Source organism: Micromonospora sp. SL1-18 (genome assembly GCF_047921505.1).
Classification (GTDB): domain Bacteria; phylum Actinomycetota; class Actinomycetes; order Mycobacteriales; family Micromonosporaceae; genus Micromonospora.
In genome coordinates, this window is record NZ_JBLROA010000038.1 from 1 (window position 1) to 20578 (window position 20578).

Genomic DNA, 20578 nt, shown 5'->3' on the forward strand with positions numbered 1-20578 from the left:
TAGAAGTGGCGGCAGCGGCGCGGCCACCCAGCAGGGACCAGCCCGCCATGGCGGCGGCCCCACCCACGCTTGCCTCGAGAAACCTCCTCCGCGATAGTTCGCCTCGAGCCGTTGTGGCCCGACTGTTTTCTGCGTCCACCATGGCAGCCTCCTCGTTGGCCGTCGCACGACAGCAAGCCTGAACGAGTAACCATTAAGCGTGCTCGATTTGCAGGTCTGAGGTTAGACCACTGACGACAGTGCCTCAAGCCTCGCCGACCGCTGAATGGCTGCCGACGCTCGCCTCCGTGATGGCCCGCGTGGGAGGGCCGCCAAGGCCCGAGCGGCGCGGGTCACGTCGGGACCGGCCGGCACCGGGGAGGTGTCGGCCGCTCGACGGTGCGCGACCACCTGCGGCACGGCCGGAGTGTGCCCGGTGCTATCAGGCGATCCTCCTGTTTCTACGACATATCGGGCTGTCCTGGCTAGTCTCGACCCCGTCAGTTTGGCTGGACGGTACCGGGGGTCCGCGAGGATGGAAGTCGAAGTCAACATCCGGGTGGACGGGGCCCCGCGCCGACTGACCGTGGATGTCCGCACCACGCTGCTCGACGCGCTGCGCGAGCGGCTGGGTAACACCAGTGCCAAGAAGGGGTGCGACCACGGGCAGTGCGGTGCGTGCACGGTGCTACTCGACGGCCGGCGGGTCAACAGTTGCCTCGCGCTTGCCGTGGCGCACGATGGTGCGGAGATTGTGACGTCCGCTGGGCTGGCGTCGGACGGTGAGCTACATCCGATGCAACATGCCTTCATCCGCCACGATGCCTTCCAGTGCGGCTACTGCACGCCGGGTCAGGTTGTCTCGGCGGTCGGCATGCTGCGGGAGGCCGAGGTCGGCTGGCCGAGTGCGGTGACGGCAGGCCAGCCTGCTGGCATGGGCAGTGGCGGGGGTGACGGCCCGGCCGTGGTGATGTTGACCGACGACGAGGTCCGCGAGCGGATGAGCGGCAACCTGTGCCGCTGCGCCGCGTACGCCAACATTGTGCCGGCGATCCAGGAAGCGGCCCGGCGATGAGGCCGTTCCGCTACGAGCGCGCCGCCAGTGTGTCCGGCGCTGTTGCGCTGCTCGCCGAGGCGCCGCACGGAGCGTTCCTCGGCGGGGGGACCAACCTGGTGGACCTGATGAAGCTCGACGTAGCCCGTCCGGACCTGCTGGTCGACGTACGGCGGCTGACCTGCGACCGGGTCGAGGAGTTGCCCGACGGCGGTTTACGGATCGGCGCTGGTACTCCCAACAGCGAACTCGCCGCCGACGCGCTGATCCGGCGACGCTATCCGATGCTCTCCCAGGCGCTGCTGTCCGGAGCATCCGGGCAACTGCGCAATCTCGCCACCACCGCCGGGAACCTGTTACAGCGCACCCGCTGCCCGTACTTCCAGAACGTCACCACCCCGTGCAACAAACGCGAACCCGGGACCAGCTGCTCTGCCATCGAGGGTCACCAACGCGACCTCGCCATCCTCGGCACCTCCCCGGAGTGCGTAGCGACCCATCCGTCGGACCTGGCCGTCGCGCTGGCCGCGCTGGACGCGGTGGTGCGTACCGAGGGGCCGGACGGGGAACGGGTGATCCCGATGACCGAGCTGCACCGGCTGCCCGGGCCGGAACCGCAGAGGGACACCGTGCTCCAGCACGGTGAGTTGATCACCGCGGTCGACCTGCCGCCGCTGCCGTTCGCGACCCGCTCGTCCTTCCGCAAGGTCCGCGACCGGGCGTCGTACGCCTTCGCGCTGGTCGCAGTGGCCGCGGCGATCGACGTCGCGGATGGCGTCGTGCGTGACGTACGGGTGGCGCTCGGCGGGGTGGCGCACAAGCCGTGGCGGGCGATCAGGGCCGAGGATCTGTTGCGCGGTGGATCGGCCCGCGAGGAGCGGTTCCGCCAGGCCGCCGAGGCCGAGCTCGCCGGCGCCCGACCGTTGCCGGGAAACGCGTTCAAGGTCCCGTTGGCTCGCAACACCATGGTGCGTACGCTGCTGGATCTGACCGAGGGGTTGCGATGACCACCATCACGCCCCGGGCCATGGGCCAGGCGCTGGACCGGTTCGACGGCGCGGAGAAGGTCCGCGGTCTGGCCAGGTACGCCTTCGAGCAGCCGGTCGAGCACCCGGCGTACCTGTTCGCGGTGCAGAGCACCGTCGCCGCCGGCCGGATCACCGGAATCGACTGCAGCCAGGCGAGCGCCCAGCCGGGCGTGCTGGCCGTGCTGACGTACCAGAACGCGCCTCGAGTCGCCACTGACAACGGTGACCTGCGCATCCTGCAGTCCAACGAGGTCGCCTTCCGGGGCCAGTTCGTCGCTGCGGTGATCGGGGAGACCTCGGAGGTCGCCCGGCACGCCGCCAGCCTGGTCCGAGTGGACTACGAGGCGCGGCCCCATAACGTCGACCTACGGGGCGAGGTGCGGGCCCACCGGGAGAAACTGCGGGTGCCGAATGAGGTGATGCCGATCTTCCCGATGGGCACCGCCGAGGGTGACGTCGACGCCGCGCTGGCCTCGGCGGCCGTCCGAGTGGATCAGTCCTACAGCACCCCCTGGTGCACCCACAATGCGCTGGAGCCGCACACGACGATCGCCTGCTGGGCGGACGGCCGGTTCACCCTGCACCTGTCGACGCAGGGGGTGAACCGGATTCAGGCCGCGATAGCTGGTGCGTTCCGGCTCGCCCCCGACCGGGTACGGGTGATCTCGCCACACGTGGGCGGCGCGTTCGGGTCGAAGGTCTATCCGTGGGCCGACGTCGTGCTCGCGGCGATGGCAGCTCGGCTCGTGCCGGGTCGCCCGGTGAAGTTCGCGCTCACCCGGCAGCAGACGTTCTCCCAGACCGGCTACCGGCCGCCGACGATCCAGCGGGTCCGACTCGGCGCCGGCAGCGACGGGCGGCTGGTCGCGATCGACCACGACTCGATCGAGCAGACCTCGAAGGTCAGGGAGTTCGTCGAGCACAGCACAAGAGCCACCCCAGGCATGTACGCCGCACCGAACCGTCGTACCCGGCAGTGGGTGGCCGACCTGGACGTCCCCACGGCGACGATCATGCGGGCGCCCGGGGAGGCGTCCGGCATGTTCGCGCTCGAGTCGGCAATGGACGAGCTGGCCGTAGCCTGCGGCCTGGACCCGATAGAGCTGCGGATCCGCAACGAGCCGGACGTGCACCCCCACTTCGGCCTGCCGTTCTCCAGCCGTAACCTGGTCGCCTGCCTGCGCGAGGGTGCACGCCGGTTTGGCTGGGAGCAGCGCGACCCCACCCCCCGGGCGCGTCGCGAGGGGAACTGGCTGGTGGGCACCGGGGTGGCCGCCGCGTCGTACCCGGTGCTCCGGCTGCCCGGGTCGAAGGCGACCATCCGGGTCGGCCCGGACGGCCGCTACGTCGTGCTGATCGCGGCCGCGGACATCGGCACCGGCACCCGGACCGCGCTGACCCAGGTCGCCGCCGACGCGTTGCAGGTCGACGTCGAGCAGGTCGACCTGCGAATCGGGGATACCGCGTACCCGCCGGCCACCGAGGAGGGCGGATCGTCGGGGATCACCAGCTGGGGCGCGGCGATCTGCGCGGTCGCCGACCAGTTGCGCCAGCGGCTGGCCGCCGAGCACGGCGGTACGGTGCCGGCCTACGGGCTGGAGGTCACCGCCGATATGCCGGAGAATCCCTACCTCACGCAGTACGCGATGCACAGCTTCGGCGCGCAGTTCGCCGAAGTGCGGGTACACGAGGAGACCGGCGAGGTACGGGTACCCCGGCAGCTGGGGGTGTTCGCGTGCGGCCGGATCGTCAACCCCAAGACCGCCCGTTCGCAGCTGCTCGGCGGAATGACCTGGGGCCTGTCCATGGCCCTGCACGAGCAGAGCGTCCTCGATCCCCGGTTCGGTCACGTGGTCAACCACGACCTCGCCCAGTACCACGTCAGCAGCAACGCTGACGTCGGCGCGATCGAGGTGCACTTCATCGAGGAGGAGGATCCGTACGTCAACCCGATGGGGACCAAGGGCGTCGGTGAGATCGGCATCGTCGGCGCGGCAGCGGCGATCGCCAACGCCGTCCACCACGCCACCGGCGTCCGGGTCCGCGACCTGCCGATCACCCTGGACAAGCTCCTGCCTCCCGGCCCGGGTCATGGCCTGCCTGCCGCTGCCATGTGACACAGCGGCACACCTCGCGCTGCTGACGTACGACGACGCCCGCGCCGCCGCCGACCCCCGCGCGACGGTCCTCGCCTTCCTGGAGAGTGCCTACCAGGCCGGCGCCCGCCGCGCCGGCTGGGATACCAGCAAACTGCGCACCCAGTACGCACCCTGACCGCCGGCACCAAGGTGACCCGGTGTCCGTCGTGCCGATGGACCGGCAAGGTCATCTACCGGCCAGATAGGGCGGCGACCAGCGGCCCGGCGGATGACGCCGTCACCGTGCCTGCTCCGGCGACTGCCTGCGGAACAGCGGCGGGCCGGCTGTTGGCAGCTGCCCGGCTCGGCCGCTCAGGAGACCGAGCGCCCCCCGCGTGGTGGTCGACAGCAAATCTGCGAACGCGCGCAAGGGTGGGGTGATGGCCGAGGCGCGCGGATATTGTGGTGCGCGGCGACGACCGGTCGTCGCGCTGCTCGCCGAGAAGGGGGTGTCTTTGATGGCCGATGCGCCGATCTTGGTGCTTGACCGAGAAGGCGATCCTGGCTGGCGGCTGCCTTTGGCAGGCAAGACTCATGCGCAACCGCGCCGGTGTGCTCGCACCGCAGCGCTGGACAGATTTCGACTTCACTGCCATTAGAGAATGGCTGCCCCGGCTGTCAGACGACGCGGGACGGGTGCCACCAGTCGGCCCATCGGAGAAGAGCCTGACGGGGGGACCGCTGGATCGGGTGCCTGTGCCGTCGAGCGCTGCGGCAATGCCGGCCTGGTGCTCGTTTTCCTGCCGCAACGATCCGGGACGTAGGCCCGGGGTCGGGTGTCGACCACGAGACGCTGCGCAACTAGCTCAGCCGCAGCAGGAACCAGTGCAGCAGGGTGGGTCTCGACATGGTGGCACGACCCGTTAGGTGAATGATTACCAATGGTAGTGACGGCTTGGGGGTGGGCGATTGGCCGGAGGTGGCAGGTTGACCCGGCTGTCCCGTACCGTCGGTCTGCTGGGGCTACGCTATCCCGGCGGGCCGGAGCTGAACGAAGAGCGGCACGCCACCTGGCTTGAACTCTTCTTCGACCTGGTATTCGTCCTGGCCCTGTTGGGCGTGACCGCACGGTTGGACACTCGGGCATCGCCGAGTGCAGCAGAGCTCGTCGTGGCCGTCGTGCTCTACGTGCTCATCCAGTGGTCATGGATCGGCCAGTCTTTCTACGACACCCGCTACGACCCGGACGACACTCTGCACCGACTGCTCGTGCTGACTGCGACGGTTGGTGCTGGCGCCATTACCCTCGGTGTGCCGGAGGCGCCATCCGGGCTGCTGTTGCCAGTCGGGTACCTGATCGTGCGTGGCTGTCTGCTCCTGATGTACCTGCGAGTCCTCGCAGCCGATCGGTCCGCCTGGGATCTGGTCGCCGTCTATCTCACCGGATTCGGTACCGGGTGGTTGCTCTGGGCTGGGTCACTGGCCATCTCCCCGGCCGCGCGACCGGCAGTGTGGATCACCGCCCTGGCTATCGAGCTGCTCACCCCGTGGCTCGGCCGCCGCCGGCTCCGCCGCCATCCCGTACACAGCACCCACCTGCCTGAACGGCTGGGGCAGTTCACCATCATTCTGCTCGGCGCCACGTTGACCAACCTGCGTGACGCGGTACCCACCGCCCACCCGCCCGCCCGCGTGGTGGCCGCCGCCTTTGCGGCCTTCCTTCTGCCAGCCAGCATCTGGTGGATTTACACCACCTATGTGAACAGCAGGCTCGCCGTGCCGCAGTTGGGCAGCGGTCAGGGCTACGCCTATCTCCACTCACCCGCTGGGGCCGCCGTGCTCTTCCTAGGCTGGGCGCTGGGTGTAGTGGTGTACGAGATCGGTCAGTCGCGTCAGATGCCGCTCAACGCGCGACTCGTGCTGGGCGGGTCGATCGTCACGTGGATGCTGTGCGGGTTGGGTCTGCACCGCTTCGCTCTCGGTCGCATGCCCCGGCGCCGGTTCATCGTTGGCCTGGTGGGAATCACGCTGGCCATCGTGGTGACGCTGGTGGTTACCGAACCTGGCCTGCTGCTCGGGCTCACCTCGGCGCTTCTCGTCGGGTACGCCATCGTGGTCAGCCCGCAGATCGTCAAGGCCACTAAAGGCTATCGATGAGCTTTCCTGCGGTATCGGTGGCCGCCCGCCCGAACGGTGCCCGCTCAGCCTGTTCGACCCATCGCGCCCAAGGGGGCTAGTCGGGGGCTAGTCGCTACGCCGGTCAGTTAGGCGGTGAGGGCTTCGGTCACCAGACCAGGCATCGCCGGCGGCTGGTTGTCCGACTCCGGCTGATGGGTGACACGGCGGCTTCACCTGATGGGTGACAACGATCAGCAGCCGGCCGGGCCAGCGCGTAACCGTCCGTGACCAGATGCGCCGAACTGACGACGCTTCCGGCGTTCACGTCGCTTCCGCTTCCGGCCGGTGTGCGGACGGCTAGGATTTCACGGGAGCGACCGGCGACCCGGAGGCGGTGCAGAGCGTGCGCCGGCGGGCCGCGACTTCATCCCTGCGGCGTGAGGTTACCGCTGTCTGAGGGTTCCGACGATTGCTGCAGCCCTTCCGAAGGAGCATCATGAGCGAGCCGACGACCAATGCCCTGCCGATCGTGCTGATCCACGGGCTTTGGATGACCGCCCGAAGCTGGGACCGCTGGGTGGAGCACTACCGGGCGAAGGGCCATGAGGTCTTCGTGCCGACGTACCCGGGATTCGAGATCGAGGTAGAGGCGTTGCGGGAGAGACCCGAGGTCATCGCCGAGGCCTCCGTTCCCGCAACGCTCGACCATCTCAGCGAGGTGGTCGAGAGCCTGGACCGTCCGCCGATCATCATGGGCCACTCCTTCGGGGGGACCTTCACCCAACTCTTAGTGAACCGCGGGTTGGGCGCCGCCGCGGTGGTGATCGACTCGGCGCCACCCGAGGGCGTGCGGGTGAACCCGCCGGCCCAGACCAAGTCCTTGTTCCCGATCCTCAAGAACCCGGCTAACCGGCACCGCGCGGTGGGCTTCACCAAGGAGCAGTTCCACTATGCCTTCGCCAACACGGTCAGCCGGGAGGAGTCCGACGCCGCGTACGACCGCCTCCACATCCCGGCGCCCGGCAGTTGGGTCTGGACCTATGGCCTGACAGCCAACTGGAGGCCGGGCCACCAGGAGACCTGGGTCGACTACGACCTGGACGATCGTGCTCCGTTGTTGTTCATCGTTGGCGGCAAAGACCACCTGATGCCGCCCTCGGTGATCCGCTCGAACGCGAAGAAATACCGCAACTCCGAGGCGACGACTGAGACCTACGAGTTTCCGGACCGCTCACACTTCACCGGTGTCGAGCCTGGCTGGGAGCAGGTGGCCGACTACGCGCTCGAGTGGGCGACGAGCCACGCGCGAACGTGACAGGGCTGACCAACCGCTGCTCGGCCCGTCGATCGTGGGTCAACAGCCAGTCCGGGAAGCTGCTTGGCCTGCGGGCACATCGCCAAAGCCAACCGGCCAGTCCACTTTCCGATGCACGTCGTGCGGCTTCGCTGAGCACGCCGACGTGAACGCAGCCCGCAACATCGCCACACGCGGTGCCGCGGACTGGGCAGCCGTCAGCCTGCCGAACGCGGCGTGAACGGTGCAGCCAGCACTGGGCACGATCTGCAAGCTCGGCCCTTCAGCTTCAGGGCCGAGAAGCTGACCCGCCCGGCTTCGAACATGCAAGATCCAAAAGACATCCCCGCCCTGGGATCTTCACGAGCAGCGCCTGATTCGGACGCCGCCCGTTGTAGTGGCGAGCGTATTGATCGAGTGTTCGCCGTAGGTGTGGTCCACCGACGATGAGCGCCCCACATCACCAGCCTGATGACCAAGACCGGCAGTCCCAACCCGGGTACGCCTGGCCCTGTTCGCCCGCGGCGCGCCTTCGTCACCGGGCTTCCGCACTGGTCGACGACCTGCCGTAAACATCCCAGAGTTCGCCGAGGAACAGCCGGCCGAACTGCTCGAGCGCGTGCGCCCGTTGCGGCCCGTGCGTCCGGAACGTGGTGAGCTGGCGCAGGAAGTCCGGTAGGTGAATGGTGACGATGCCGCTGGCGACCGTAGGGGCGGCGGCATCGCCGTCCGGTGCCACGTGGCCGCCGAGTACGCGTAGGTAGAGCGTTGACGTGTCGCGCCAGACGTCAAAACCCGGGTCGTCGTGGACGTCCTTGTGGCCGACCAGGGTGAGCGGGTTCGCGCCGCCGTCCAGCAGGTGCAGCCGAAGCCGGTGACACCGCGTTCTGGACGCCGAGCCGCTCCTTCGTGAAGGGTGACGCCGTCATGTACGACCGCGCCCGGTACACCGCCACGCGCCCGACGCGGAACGAGAAGCCCGGCACCGTGAGCGGTGCCTGGAAGGCGTCCAACGGCTGAGCGCGTCGACCGCCGGTCGGTGGGGTCCGGCTCGCAGCTGCTGCGGGTCGGGCCCCACCCCGTGAGCGGGGCGGGCCCGAAAACTGAGTAAAGACCCGATGAAATGATCGATTGGAGCCAAAGAATCAAAGGTTCTATTCCTTTCTCTGGTCCATACATCCGATGACTGTTACCGTCTCCGTGAACTCACCCTTCGACGCAACGGAGCAGAAGGAATGCGTGTCCCCCTCACCCCTCACTGTGGGCGGTCCGCTGCCCGAACTGTCCGCGGCGCGATCGCCGCGGTCACCGCGGCCGTGGTCATCGGAGCGCTGGTGACCCCCGGCGCGGCATCCGCCGCCGAGACCGACGACCTCGACATCACCTTTGCCGGCTCGCTGGTCGGCACGACGGCGTACACCACCGTCGAAGGTGAGACCATGCGTGGCGCCGTGCACCGCATGAACGGCGCCGAGGAGCAGATTCCCGGCGGTGGCGTTGCCCTCGACGGAGGCACGCAGGGCATCCGCTTCGATGCCTCCGCGTTCAGCCTCGCCGGCGCCTCACCCACGACCGGATTCGTCGCGGAGCTGTCGGTCAAGCCGCAGAGCTCGCAGGTGAACATGGCGACGCTGTTCGCCGTGGGCGGGAACCTGTTCGTCCGCATCGAGAACGGCATGCTCCACTACGGGTTCGACTCGCTCAGCGGCAGCACCTGGACCAAGCACAGCCTCACTGCGCCCGCCCCCGCGGGCGGTGCGGACCACGACCTGTCGGTGCAGTACATCCGGGTCGGCGCAGGAGCGGAGCTGCACGTCGCCCTCGACGGCGTCGTGCTCGCCCCCGTCATCGCATCCGCACCCGCGCGGATCAACGACTACGCGGCGGCTTCGTTCGGCTTCGGCAACGACGTGCACACAGCCGCAGGGAACCGCGGCTACAAGGGCGACCTGCACCGCGTGCGCGTCGCATCAGGCCTGACCGCGTACAGCCCGGAGCAGAACACCTATCAGCCGGCACCGGCAGCCAAGAGCCTGCTGAACACCGCATTCTCGGGATCGCTATCGGGCACGAGCTACTCCGCCGTGTTCGGCGAGACCGTCGACGGGTCGCTGACCGTGCGTAACGGTGCCACCCTCTCATCGGGCCGGCTGGTGCTTGCCAGCGCCGGACAGGCGGCTGACTTCACGGCATCCGAGACGCCCTTCGCCGGCACCACTCTCGACGCCGGTTTTGTGACGGAGGTCGAGTTCACCGCGGACGCCGCGCAGAAGGACCTTGCGACGCTCGTCGCGGTCGGCGGCAACTTCTCGGCGCGCTACCGCGCGGGCGGCCTGCAGTACGGGTTCAGCTCGAACAAGTCGGGCACGTGGGTCGACCACATGAGCACGGTCGCGCTGCCGGCCACGGGCAAGGCGCACATCCTCTCGGTCGCGTACCAGCCGCTCGACGGTGGTGGCGCCGAGGTGATCGCCTGGCTCGACGGCGTCGAGTTGCCCAAGGTCACCGCGGCCGAGCGCTCCACCCGCAACACCGGCTACACGGGCACCGCGGCGTTCGGCAACGAGATCCCGAACATCGGCGGCCGCGCGTTCATTGGCTCGATCGACCGGGCTCGCTTCGCACTGCTCACCGAGCCGTTCAGCGCCAAGGCCTTCGAGTTCCAGCAGCTCAAGCCCGTCATCCCCTGCGCCGACATCACCGACATCGAACCCGGCAACTACGTCAGCATCTCGGTCGACGACTGCCCGGCCAACGTCATCGCCAAGTCGACGCTGGTGCGTCCGACGCCGCAGCAGCTGCGCTGGCAGGAGCTGGGCCTCACGGCGTTCCTGCACTTCGGTATCAACACCTTCTACAACCAGGAGTGGGGCCACGGCACCGAGGATCCGGCGCGGTTCGACCCGACCGGCGAGGTCGATGTCGACGGCTGGATGAAGACTCTGCGCGACTCCGGTCACCGCATGGCCATCCTCACGCTGAAGCACCACGACGGTTTCGTGCTCTACCCCTCGCGCTACACCGACTACGACATCGCGGCGACGCCGTGGAAGGGCGGCAAGGGCGACCTCGTGCGCGAGTTCACCAATGCCGCCCGCAAGTACGGCATGAAGGTCGGACTGTACATGTCGCCGGCGGACTCTCATGAGGAGCTCGTCGGACGCTTCGGCAACGGCAGCCCCAAGTCCACCCGCACGATCCCCACCCTCGTCGAAGGCGATGACCGCGCCGGCAAGGACATCCCTACCTTCACCTACCAGGCGACCGACTACGGCGCGTACTTCCTGAACTCGCTGTACGAAATCCTCACCCAGTACGGTCAGATCGACGAGGTCTGGTTCGACGGCTCGAACGGCAACACCGAGAAGCAGGAGCTGTTCGACTACCCGGCGTTCTACGATCTGATCGGCAAGCTGCAGCCGAATGCCGTCGTCGCCGTCGGCGGCCGCGACGTGCGCTGGGTCGGAAATGAGTCGGGCACCGCGCGCCAGAATGAGTGGGCGCCGATGGCCGTGAGCGTTCCCGCGGACGGCGGCAAGATCGGCGTCGTCGCGGGCGGGTCCTTCGAGCAGGTCGGCTCGACGGACACGCTCATCGCTGGCTCCCGCGGCGGGGCGAACGCCCTGCACTGGTGGCCCACCGAGTCCGACATGAAGCTCACCCAGGGCTGGTTCGCACACCCTACCGACACGCCCAAGAGCGGACCGACGCTGCTGAACCACTACCTGAACACCGTGGGCCGCAACTCGGTGATGCTGCTGAACAACCCGCCCACGGTGAACGGATCGTTCGCCCCGGCATCCGTCGACGCACTGGAGTCGTTCGCGGCCGAGCGCCGCAAGGCCTTCGGCGCCGACCTCGCCCTCGGCCTGCCCGTGGAGGCACCCGACGGCGCGACGACCGCGCTCACCGACGGCAGCCGACGCTCTGCGTGGAAGGGCGATGGGGCTCCCTCGACCTTCGCGATCGACCTGGGCACCCCGCAGACGGTCACCCGGGTGACCCTCGCCGAGGGTGTGGATGTCGCAGGGCAGTCGGTCGACGCCTTCCACATCGAGGCCGAGGTCGACGGCGCGTGGAAGCGCGTGGGCGCCGCGGGCACGATCGGTGTCAGCCGGATCGTCACCCTCAGCGCACCGACCACCGCACAGCGATTCCGTGTGGTCGTCGACTCGGCGCGCGGCTCATTCGCCCTGGCGAAGCTGGCACTTCACCCCACCCTGACCGCTGACCCGGGCCGGCTCTCCGAGGTGTGGCTGGACTGCACCGCCGAGCGGGCGGGCGATGGTTCGCAGGAGCGTCCGTTCTCGTCGCTGGAGCAGTTCCGCGAGGCGGAGCTCGCGCCGGGCGCGGCCGTGCACCTGCGTGCAGGCACGACGTGCGCCGACTCCGACACCCCGTTCTGGGGCTACGGCACCGTGGACGAGCCGATCGTCGTCGATCTGTACGACGGCCGCGTGCCGCCCACCTTCGGCGACCGCACCGCCCGCGACGTATTCGCTGGTCTCGAGGCGCAGGGCTGGCGACTCGACTTCCGCGACAGCCCGGCCGACGTCGTCGTCGACTCCGACCGGGTAGAGGTGGGAGACAGCGTCGTCGTGTCGGTCACCGGCTTCGCCGCCGAGTCCGAGGTGGCCGTCGGGTTCGAGGACTCCGCCCGCCCCCGTGGCACGATCACGACGGATGCCGACGGCGCGGGATCGGTCACGCTCCGCATCGCCGGGATCGCCCCGGGAACCCACCTGCTGGTCGCGACCGGAGCCGACGGGACCCGCGCCGAGGTGGAGGTCGTGATCCGCGCCGGCCGCAGCGACGGGCACCGTCAGGGCGGCGGCGGGATCGAGATCGCGCCGGCCTGATCGGCGACGATCGCAGCGCCGGATGCGGGTGACACCCGCATCCGGCGCTGTCGTGGTCCGGGCGCGGGTCTGTGAAGGCGTCAAGAGGGCATTGGTAACAAGCGACGCGCTGAGGTTTGGTGTCGCCGGCGGGGCCTTGGTGTCGGTGCGCTACCGCGGCGTGTTCGCCTATGTCGACGGCCGACTCGCCGACGGCACCACCCTGCCCCTGTTCCGGCTGCGCTACGGCGGCTACGCCAACCAGTGGGGCTTCGCGATCTACCTGGCCAGCAAAGACGGATACGAAGACTCGTACCTGCCCAGCGGCCACACCGCCGGCACCGCAGAGGAAGAGGAAGCACTCGACTGCGCCTGCGGCCTCTACCTCAACGACCCCACCGCCTGGACCCAACCCCCGACGAATTAACGCCGAGCAGCACTTGGTCGACGTAGTTGCCGCAGCTGGCGAGTTCAGCGATGCCTTCACACAATCCGTTAAGCCGTACCGGCATGGCGTCATCCGGAGGTCGTATTCCGGCAGCCCGATCCGCGACCGTGGGATGACCCGGTGCCGACTGCGGTACGACGACGCCACGGGTCCGCCCGTCCGATGCTGAACGCGCGCCGCCGAGGGGCGGCATCACACGCAGCGCGGGGCGCTGTAACTCGTGGAGGAGACCATGACCATAAACGTGAAGCGCCTTGGCGGATGGGCGCTCATCATCGGCACAATCCTCACGATGGTGGGCTACCTGGCCGCCAATCTGCTCGCGCCCGGCAGCGGCGAAGAGGTGTTCCGCTACCAGAACTGGCCGCTGTTCGAGGGAGTCGCTCTGGTCGGGAACGTCATCATCGTGCTGGGACTGCCGGTGATACTGACCTTCGCGGGACGTGCGCCGAAGCTGCACGCCATCGGCTACGCCGGCGTATTCGCTTCGCTAGTGATGCTCAACATCGGCGAGGGTACGACCGAGGCGTTCGTCAAGCCGTACCTGATCGCTCACGGCGGCCTTCCCACAGAGGAACCGTCGGGCTTCGCCATCTTCGGCGGTATCGCGCTGCTGGCCCTGGTCGTCGGCTCGATCTGCCTCGGCATCGCCATCCTCAGGGCCCGGACGCTGCCCTGGTGGATCGGGGTCGGGCTGATCCTCTCATGTGTCGTCGGCGCCGTCGGACTGCCCGGCGCCTGGTTCCTGCTGCCCGCCGGCGTCCTCTTCGCAGCGCTGTTCGCCATCGGCGTCGTCGCCGTGCGTGGGCGTACGCAGCCCGCTTCCGCGACCATCGAGCGGGGGGCGGTCAGCGCAGCGGCGTGATCCTCCCGCTCCGGCGGTCGCGCACGATTCCGTCCCATTGAGACACCTGTTCCTTACGCCCGGATGGCCGGACCACGAGTGTTACCGGCATCCCGCAATGCCCGATCGAAAGGACTATCAATGCTTTCCCGACGCAGATGCGCCCTGCTCATCGGCGCCGGTGCCGTCGCGATCGTCGCGATCAGCGCAGGCTCGGCAGTGGCGGGCTCCGTGCTGTTCAAGCCCGTCGACGACGCCGGCGTCATCCACGCCTGCGCCAACAGCGAGAACGGTCAGGTCCGGGTAGTCGCCACCGACGTGGCATGCAGGACCAACGAGGTCGCGTTCACCTGGAACCAGGCCGGGTCGGCGGGCCTTCCGGGCACGATCGGGCCAGCCGGCGCTAATGGCGCACAAGGACCGGCAGGCGCCGACGGGGCGACCGGCTCAATCGGTCCCGCCGGACCCACGGGGCCGGCAGGCGCCGACGGAGCCCCGGGCCCGACCGGACCCCAAGGCCCCGCCGGCCCGCAAGGCCCCGCAGGCGGCATCAGCGGGTACGAGGTTGTCGCCAAGGGGACCTCGGCGCAACACGTGGAGGAACGCTGGGAGTGCGGCGGGCGCAACGTATTCGGCGTCTGCGACTATTACATGCAGGTCTCGATCTACCGCCTCGACGTCGCGGTGGCCGAGTGCCCCAGCGGAAAGGTCGCGCTGTTCGGATGGGCCGAGGGCGACGCCGTCGGGAAACCCAAGATGAGCGGCGGTGTTCTCGTTGGCTGGCAGGCCGGAACAACGAAGACCGACAACGCCGCCTCCACCGACAGCTACACCGCGTACGCCGTCTGCGCGAATCAGGCAAGCTGAACGCTCCGCCCAGGGCTGGGCGGCAGGAGCGGTGTGCGGTCCGCTACAGAAGCGGGCCGCACACCGCTTCTTTGCTACAGCAGGGTGGCCTGGCCCCGCAATGGCCCTGCACGGCCAGTCGATCCTGGTAGGGGCGCATCACGTCGATCTTCCGGTCGTCCTTACCGAAACGCACGACAGGGATGTCGCCCGCTTCGGCGAACCTGGTCACCGCCCGGCGGAACCGGTTGCCCATCTGCTCGAAAACCGCAGGTGACGGGATCGGCTTGCCCAGGTGCCGGGTCAGGAACGTGACGACCTGCCCCCCGACTTGAAGATTCGGCACGTACCCGTTGAGGTAGATGCGGTCCAGACACTCGATGTCCAGCCCGACATGCCCATCGAGCAAGTCATTGACCGTGGACACTGAAGCCGCCATCGGGGCACCTCCCAGAGCGACATCGATAGCATCCAGGATGAATGTCAACGACCCCGCACGTCACCACCTGCAGCGACCACCCGCCTCGGCGGTCCGAGGCGAAGCCTCTTTAGGTGAGCGGTCGCAAAGACCTGGGCAGGTGAGGGTAGGTACCGCGGCGGCGGTGCAGGGTCAGGAGCTGGTCAGTCGCCGGTGGAGCAGGTGGGTACCCAGGCTGACCACCCCGCTGCCGGCCGTTGTGCCGATCAGCACCAACGTCGCGCCCACCGCCCACAGCCCGCTGCCATCGATCGACGCGGCCTGCACGGCCCAGGGAACCGTGAAGGCGACCGCCATCACCGGCGCGACCAGCCACGGGCTGAGCCACCAGCCACCGGCGGCGGCGACCACGGCAAGCGTCAGCACGCACCCGGCCACCTGCCACACCGCGTACGGGCCGCTGCGCGCGCCGGTCTCCGGATCGACCCGGTAGCCGGTGTTCCAGCTCAGCCAGGCGAGCCAGGTGCCGACCGTCGCCGCCGCCAGGAGCAGGCCGCCGAGCAGGGTTCGTTGTGCGTCGGGCAGTACCGATTGGGAATGCGTCGTCATGGTCCCTGATCCTCCCGGCCACGCCGGCCGGGTGCATGAGCCCTCATACTCATCGGCCCGCAGCGGTAAGTTCCGCTTCAACGTCTGACATCCCGGCTGGGTGACCAACTGGGTGACGACCGGGGCGGCCAACGCCGGACGCCCACGGACGATGGTGGACCGTTCCGGCAGCTCATCCCGGCTGCTCGCCCAGCTCATCGACGAGTGATCATTCTTTCACACCGAAGCGGTCACTGGTCCGATTCAAGTATTGGACGCCGCCCAGTGACTGCCTCGGCGAGATCGAACCAACGTGGTGCGCGGAAGTATCTAGTGTTCTGAAAGATGAAAACGTAAGGGCGACCGCCGTCGGAGAGCTGAAAGCGCAGGCCGGACCCCGTCATCTCGAAGCCCTGAACGTCCCCAGCGGCGCGAAGCGGTGACGCCCCACGGGGTTGCGTACCTCGATCTGTCCCGCTTCGAGCTTGACCCGTGGGTGGAAGGCCAGACGCCAAATCAGCACGAGGAGTATGGCCAAGAAGATGTATCCGTCGCGAACCTCCCCAGGAGCCATCTCGCCCCGTCCGACTCGCCGGATGACGTCTGCCTGTTCAGCGGCCAGCGCCAAGAGTGACGCAGGACGGCGGCCATTCGGGCGACGAGGCGTACCGGGCCGAGTTGTCGGCGTTGGTGCGGAAGTACCTCGCGGGACGTCCGGAGGCGTGGGCGTTGGCGCTGACCATGCTGCCGGCATTTGAGGGGACGGTGCCGGAGCTGGTGAGTTCCGCTGGTCTGGCGGCCGGCTGACCGGCGTCCGCACGCCGCCGGTCAGGTCCCGGCTTGTCGGCAGTGGGATGATCGGCACACGTGGCCGAGCTCGGCGGAAATGGTATGGACGTGCGGCGGTTACTGGGTATGGTCCGGATCATGTCGCGACTGCCCGAGCTCTACATCGCCGCCGACGTGGAGGCGGACGGACCGATCCCCGGTCCGTACAGCATGATCTCGTTGGGCATGGCGGTCGTCGGGCGGCCGGAGCTGACCTTCTACACCGAGTTGCGGCCGATCTCGGACGACTTCGTACCGGCGGCCCTGGCGGTGTCCGGGTTGGACCGCGACCGGCTGCTGCGCGAGGCGCCGAGCGCTGAGAACGCGATGACGGCGGCCGCCCGCTGGATCAACGGGCTGCGCGAGCTCGGGCGCCCGGTCTTCCTCGCCGGGCCGGCGGTCTGGGACGGCATGTTCGTGCACTGGTACTTCGTGCGGTTCGCCGGCCACAGCCCGTTCAGCGCCACCGGCGCCGGTATCGACCTGCGCAGTTACTGGATGGGACTTACCGGCTGCGAGTGGTCGGCGTCCCGCAAGGGCAGCATCAAGCATCGGCTATGCCTCACCGATCTGCCGCACACCCACCACGCCGGGGAGGACGCCGCCGAGCTGGCCAAGGTCTTCGAGGCCGTGCTGCACAGCCGGCCCGACGGCCCGGTGCCCGACGTGAGCTGAAACCATCCGGCGCGCTCGCACCGCGTCGCCGCCAGCCCACCTGGAACGATTGCCGTCCGTCCACTCAGAACGGCCGGTGTCGCCCCGAGCAGGCTGGATGACCACCGTGATGCCGGCGTGATGGCGTGGCGGTGGCCGGCCCCTACATGCTGCGGACACTTCGATGTCTGTGGAAGGGGTCTGCGATGCCTGCCCGGAGCTTTTCCGCCGCACTCGCGGCACTGGTCAGTATGGTGACCGTGGGATCAGCCCTCGTGGCCGTGCCGCAGGCGGTATCCGCGGCGCCGTCCGGTCCCGGCGAGATGGACGAAGCGGGCGCCCGGGCGGCAGCGGTGGCCTCGGGGGTACGGGTGGAGGCCACCGCCCTGAGGACGGAACGGCAGCAGGTCTTCGCCAACCCGAACGGCACCTTCACGCTGGAGCAGTCGGTAGAGCCGGTACGGGTCCGCCGCGGCGCGAGCTGGGCGCCGGTGGACACCACGCTGCGGCCCGCCGCCGGCGGGACGGTCATGCCGGGCGCGACCACGTTGGACATGGCCTTCTCCGCGGGCGGCGACGGGCCCCTGGTACGGCTGCGCCGGGACGGCAACGAGCTGGCGCTGCACTGGCCGGGGCGGCTGCCCGCCCCGACACTGACCGGCGACACGGCCACCTATCCGGAAGTGCTGCCCGGGGTCAACCTGACCCTGCGGGCGACCACGGAGGGCTTCTCGCAACTGCTGGTGGTCAAGTCGGCGCAGGCGGCGGCGAACCCCGCACTGGCTACCGTGCGGCTGCGCACCACGACCAAGGGGCTGGCGGTGCGGGCGGCGGCAGACGGCAGCCTGGCCGCCACGGACCAGGCCGGGCGCGCGGTGTTCCAGGCGCCCACGCCGTACATGTGGGACTCGTCGGGCGGCACGGACGCCCGGCGGGTGCCGGGTGGTCGGGTCCGGTCGATGCGGGTCGCGGTCGACCCCGGTGAGCTGGCCCTGGTGCCGGACCGGCAGTTGCTGACCGCCCCGGGCACCAGGTATCCGGTCTACATCGACCCGTCCTGGTCCGGCGCCAAGCTCGCCTGGACGCAGGTGTGGAGCAACCTCTCCACCACCTCGTTCTGGAACGGCGCGAACGACACCGAAAAAGTGGGGCGGGTCGGCTACGACGCGACCGACGGCAAGTTGACCCGTTCGTTCTTCCGGTTCGACACCACGGGCATCAAGGGCAAGCACATCCTGAAGGCGACGCTGCAGACCTTCGAGGTGTGGTCCCGCTCCTGCACGGCACGGCAGGTGGAGGTGTGGGCGACCAACCCCATCTCGTCGTCGACGACCTGGAAGAACCAGCCGACCTGGTCCTACCGGATGGACTACAAGAGCCTCGCGAAGGGTTACTCGTCGAGCTGCCCGGCCGGTGGCGTGGAGTTCGACGTGACCAGGCAGGTCGTCAACGCGGCGGCGGGCGGTTGGAGCAACGTCACCCAGGGACTGCGAGCCTCCAGCACCGCCGAGACCAACAAGGACACCCTGTCCTGGAAGAAGTTCCGCAGCACCCCGTCCATCACCATCACCTACAACACCGTTCCCGGCGCGCCGACGAACCTCACCACCGAGGGGTCGGCGACCTGCACCACCGGCGCCGGGCGGCTGATGCTCGGCACGACCAAGCCCACCCTGCGGGCCACGGTCAGCGACGTGGACAACGCGGTCAAGGCGCACTTCGAATGGTGGGCGGTGGACGGGACGGCGCCGGTCGGCTCGTACACCTCCCCGTCGGTGGCCGGCAAGACCCCGACGGTGGTCGCGGCGGCCGTACCGTCCGGGGCGTTCGTCAACGGCTCGATCGCCAAATGGCGGGTCCGTGCCGAGGACGGCACCGACAACAGCGCCTGGAGCACGTGGTGTGAGTTCCAGGTGGACACCACCGTGCCGCCGATCCCGACGGTGAGCTCGACCGCGTTTCCCGACGGTGCCGAGGGCGACGCGGTGATGGGAGTCAACTCCTCGGTGACCATCGGCGCCAACGGCGGGGCGGACATCGCCTCGTACGAGTACACGCTCAACGGCGCCGCCACCGCGCTGGACAAGAAGGCGGCCCCGGCCGCGGAGGGCGAGTCGGTGACCATCACCGTCACCCCGGACCGGTTCGTCAACTGGCTGCACGTCCGGTCGGTGGACACGGCGTCGAACCGGTCCGAGGTGGCGACCGTGGTGTTCTACGCCGGCTCGCCACCCGGACCGGTCGGGGACTGGGCGCTGGACGAGACCGGTGACGGCACCGTCGCGGTCGACTCCACGGCCAACGCCCGCAACGCGCCCCTCGGCGGCGGTGCCACCTGGTCAAACGGCGTCGAAGGCGGCGCCCTGCACCTGGACGGGGTGAGCGGTTACGCCGCCACGGCCGGACCGGTCGTCGACGCGATGAAGTCGTTCTCGGTCAGCGCCTGGGTGCGGCTCACCAACCTCTCGCACAACTCCGTCGCGCTGACCCAGGTCGGGGCCCACGCGAGCACCTTCACGCTCTACTACTCCAGCTACTACAAGCACTGGATCTTCAACCGGACGCCGGCCGACGCCGACGCCGACAACTACACCCGGGCCGTCTCCACCACGGTGCCGGCGGTCGACACCTGGACCCACCTGGCCGGCGTGTACGACGCGCCGGCCCAGCAGATCCGGCTGTACGTCAACGGCGTACTGGAGGCGACCACCGCCTTCACCTTCCCCTGGGCTGGCGCCGGCGGGCTGCAGATCGGCCGGTCCAAGGTGAACAGCGTCCTCGGCGAGTACTTCGCCGGTGACATCGACGCCGTCAAGGCGTACGACCGGGTGCTGCTGCCCGGGGAGTTGCAGCAGGTGCCCCGGCTCGCCGGGCACTGGAAGCTGGACGAGACGACCGGCACGACCGCCGCGGACTCGGCGGGCGGCCACCCGGCCACCTGGTCGTCCACCGGCGTGTCCCGGACCGCCGGGGTCAGTGGCAACGCCGTGGCGGTCGACGGCATCAGCGGGGTGCTGACCGCGTCCGGCCCGGCCGTGCGTACCGACGGAAGCTACACGGTGACCGCCTGGGTGCGCCCGGACAGCCTCACCAGGAACGGGATCGCGGTCAGTCAGTCCGGGGGCGCGGTGTCCGGGTTCAACCTCGGCTACTCGTGGAGCGACGACTACGGGATGTACCTGTGGTCGGTGCGGACCTCGGCCAGCGACGCGTCCGGTTCGGCGTTGCGGGAGGCGGTCGACCCGTTCGACACCCCGATCACCGGGACCTGGGCGCAACTGACCGCCGTCTACGACGCCCAGACCCACCAGCTCCGGCTCTACGTGAACGGCCAGGCGGTGGCCGAGACGGCCCACGCCAGCGCCTGGAACGCCGGCGGTGGCCTGCTCATCGGCCGCGGCCAGGCCCCCAACGTGTCCTTCCCGCAGTACTTCACCGGCGGGATCGACGAGGTGCGGGTGTACGCGGGGGTGCTCTCCGACCAGGAGATCTTCGACAGCTACAGCGCTATCGCCTTCCCCCAGTAGAGCGCCAACGCCAACCCCAGTAGGAGGCAGACCGTG

Annotated in this window: 17 protein-coding genes; 14 read left to right on the plus strand and 3 right to left on the minus strand. The window is 69.1% G+C overall.

The features are described 5' to 3' along the window. Positions 1–514: 514 nt before the first annotated feature. From ACNAW0_RS18925 to ACNAW0_RS18955, 7 genes are all read left to right on the plus strand, one after another. Positions 515–1054, plus strand: coding sequence for a 2Fe-2S iron-sulfur cluster-binding protein (locus ACNAW0_RS18925; protein ID WP_416289235.1), 540 nt, complete (start codon positions 515–517; stop codon positions 1052–1054). Then, positions 1051–2040: an FAD binding domain-containing protein gene (locus ACNAW0_RS18930; RefSeq protein WP_416289236.1), complete on the plus strand. Its 990-nt coding sequence runs from the start codon at positions 1051–1053 to the stop codon at positions 2038–2040. The genes ACNAW0_RS18925 and ACNAW0_RS18930 overlap by 4 nt, the downstream gene beginning before the upstream one ends. Further along, positions 2037–4178 carry a xanthine dehydrogenase family protein molybdopterin-binding subunit gene (locus tag ACNAW0_RS18935; protein ID WP_416289237.1) on the plus strand — a complete coding sequence of 714 codons (2142 nt, stop codon included), beginning with the start codon at positions 2037–2039 and terminating at the stop codon, positions 4176–4178. The genes ACNAW0_RS18930 and ACNAW0_RS18935 overlap by 4 nt, the downstream gene beginning before the upstream one ends. After that, positions 4153–4335, plus strand: a complete 183-nt coding sequence (locus ACNAW0_RS18940) for a DUF5996 family protein (protein ID WP_416289238.1) — start codon at positions 4153–4155, stop codon at positions 4333–4335. Before ACNAW0_RS18935 ends, ACNAW0_RS18940 begins: the two co-directional genes overlap by 26 nt. A gap of 791 nt (positions 4336–5126) precedes the next feature. Continuing rightward, entirely contained in the window at positions 5127–6296 is a 1170-nt protein-coding gene (locus ACNAW0_RS18945) for a low temperature requirement protein A (protein ID WP_416289239.1), read from the plus strand. Positions 6297–6753: 457 nt separating this feature from the next. Then, positions 6754–7572: an alpha/beta hydrolase gene (locus ACNAW0_RS18950; RefSeq protein ID WP_416289240.1), complete on the plus strand. Its 819-nt coding sequence runs from the start codon at positions 6754–6756 to the stop codon at positions 7570–7572. Positions 7573–7606: 34 nt separating this feature from the next. Continuing rightward, entirely contained in the window at positions 7607–7792 is a 186-nt protein-coding gene (locus tag ACNAW0_RS18955; RefSeq protein ID WP_416289241.1) for a zinc ribbon domain-containing protein, read from the plus strand. 294 nt (positions 7793–8086) lie between these two features. On the opposite strand, the gene ACNAW0_RS18960 is transcribed toward ACNAW0_RS18955, so the two are convergent. Continuing rightward, positions 8087–8290 (minus strand): hypothetical protein, encoded by a 204-nt coding sequence (locus tag ACNAW0_RS18960; RefSeq protein ID WP_416289242.1) that lies wholly within the window; start codon positions 8288–8290, stop codon positions 8087–8089. Positions 8291–8786: 496 nt separating this feature from the next. Here ACNAW0_RS18960 and ACNAW0_RS18965 point away from each other — a divergent pair, with 496 nt between their 5' ends. From ACNAW0_RS18965 to ACNAW0_RS18980, 4 genes are all read left to right on the plus strand, one after another. Continuing rightward, positions 8787–12410, plus strand: a complete 3624-nt coding sequence (locus ACNAW0_RS18965) for an alpha-L-fucosidase (RefSeq protein ID WP_416289243.1) — start codon at positions 8787–8789, stop codon at positions 12408–12410. Positions 12411–12570: 160 nt separating this feature from the next. Then, positions 12571–12816: a hypothetical protein gene (locus tag ACNAW0_RS18970; RefSeq protein WP_416289244.1), complete on the plus strand. Its 246-nt coding sequence runs from the start codon at positions 12571–12573 to the stop codon at positions 12814–12816. Positions 12817–13057: 241 nt separating this feature from the next. Further along, positions 13058–13702: a hypothetical protein gene (locus ACNAW0_RS18975; RefSeq protein WP_416289245.1), complete on the plus strand. Its 645-nt coding sequence runs from the start codon at positions 13058–13060 to the stop codon at positions 13700–13702. A 198-nt stretch (positions 13703–13900) separates the two neighbouring features. Continuing rightward, positions 13901–14548 (plus strand): hypothetical protein, encoded by a 648-nt coding sequence (locus ACNAW0_RS18980; RefSeq protein ID WP_416289246.1) that lies wholly within the window; start codon positions 13901–13903, stop codon positions 14546–14548. Positions 14549–14591: 43 nt separating this feature from the next. On the opposite strand, the gene ACNAW0_RS18985 is transcribed toward ACNAW0_RS18980, so the two are convergent. Further along, positions 14592–14966, minus strand: a complete 375-nt coding sequence (locus ACNAW0_RS18985; protein ID WP_416289247.1) for a hypothetical protein — start codon at positions 14964–14966, stop codon at positions 14592–14594. Positions 14967–15137: 171 nt separating this feature from the next. Next, entirely contained in the window at positions 15138–15554 is a 417-nt protein-coding gene (locus tag ACNAW0_RS18990; RefSeq protein WP_416289248.1) for a hypothetical protein, read from the minus strand. A 609-nt stretch (positions 15555–16163) separates the two neighbouring features. Between ACNAW0_RS18990 and ACNAW0_RS18995 the strand changes: the two genes are divergently transcribed. The 3 genes from ACNAW0_RS18995 (at position 16164) to ACNAW0_RS19005 (ending at position 20542) form a co-directional block, all read left to right on the plus strand. Continuing rightward, positions 16164–16340 (plus strand): hypothetical protein, encoded by a 177-nt coding sequence (locus ACNAW0_RS18995; protein ID WP_416289249.1) that lies wholly within the window; start codon positions 16164–16166, stop codon positions 16338–16340. Positions 16341–16460: 120 nt separating this feature from the next. Continuing rightward, positions 16461–17036 carry an exonuclease gene (locus ACNAW0_RS19000; protein ID WP_416289250.1) on the plus strand — a complete coding sequence of 192 codons (576 nt, stop codon included), beginning with the start codon at positions 16461–16463 and terminating at the stop codon, positions 17034–17036. A gap of 239 nt (positions 17037–17275) precedes the next feature. Beyond that, the gene (locus ACNAW0_RS19005; protein ID WP_416289251.1) at positions 17276–20542 is read left to right on the plus strand and encodes a LamG-like jellyroll fold domain-containing protein; all 3267 of its coding nucleotides are present in this window, start codon (positions 17276–17278) and stop codon (positions 20540–20542) included. The last annotated feature ends 36 nt before the right edge of the window (positions 20543–20578 follow it).

What these genes read in the sequence shown, in the direction of transcription:
- ACNAW0_RS18925 (WP_416289235.1), top strand. Translation starts at nt 515, where the DNA reads ATGGAAGTCGAAGTCAACATCCGGGTGGACGGGGCCCCGCGCCGACTG.
- ACNAW0_RS18930 (WP_416289236.1), top strand. Translation starts at nt 1,051, where the DNA reads ATGAGGCCGTTCCGCTACGAGCGCGCCGCCAGTGTGTCCGGCGCTGTT.
- ACNAW0_RS18935 (WP_416289237.1), top strand. Translation starts at nt 2,037, where the DNA reads ATGACCACCATCACGCCCCGGGCCATGGGCCAGGCGCTGGACCGGTTC.
- ACNAW0_RS18940 (WP_416289238.1), top strand. Translation starts at nt 4,153, where the DNA reads ATGGCCTGCCTGCCGCTGCCATGTGACACAGCGGCACACCTCGCGCTG.
- ACNAW0_RS18950 (WP_416289240.1), top strand. Translation starts at nt 6,754, where the DNA reads ATGAGCGAGCCGACGACCAATGCCCTGCCGATCGTGCTGATCCACGGG.
- ACNAW0_RS18965 (WP_416289243.1), top strand. Translation starts at nt 8,787, where the DNA reads ATGCGTGTCCCCCTCACCCCTCACTGTGGGCGGTCCGCTGCCCGAACT.
- ACNAW0_RS18985 (WP_416289247.1), bottom strand. Translation starts at nt 14,966, where the DNA reads ATGGCGGCTTCAGTGTCCACGGTCAATGACTTGCTCGATGGGCATGTC.
- ACNAW0_RS18990 (WP_416289248.1), bottom strand. Translation starts at nt 15,554, where the DNA reads ATGACGACGCATTCCCAATCGGTACTGCCCGACGCACAACGAACCCTG.
- ACNAW0_RS19000 (WP_416289250.1), top strand. Translation starts at nt 16,461, where the DNA reads ATGTCGCGACTGCCCGAGCTCTACATCGCCGCCGACGTGGAGGCGGAC.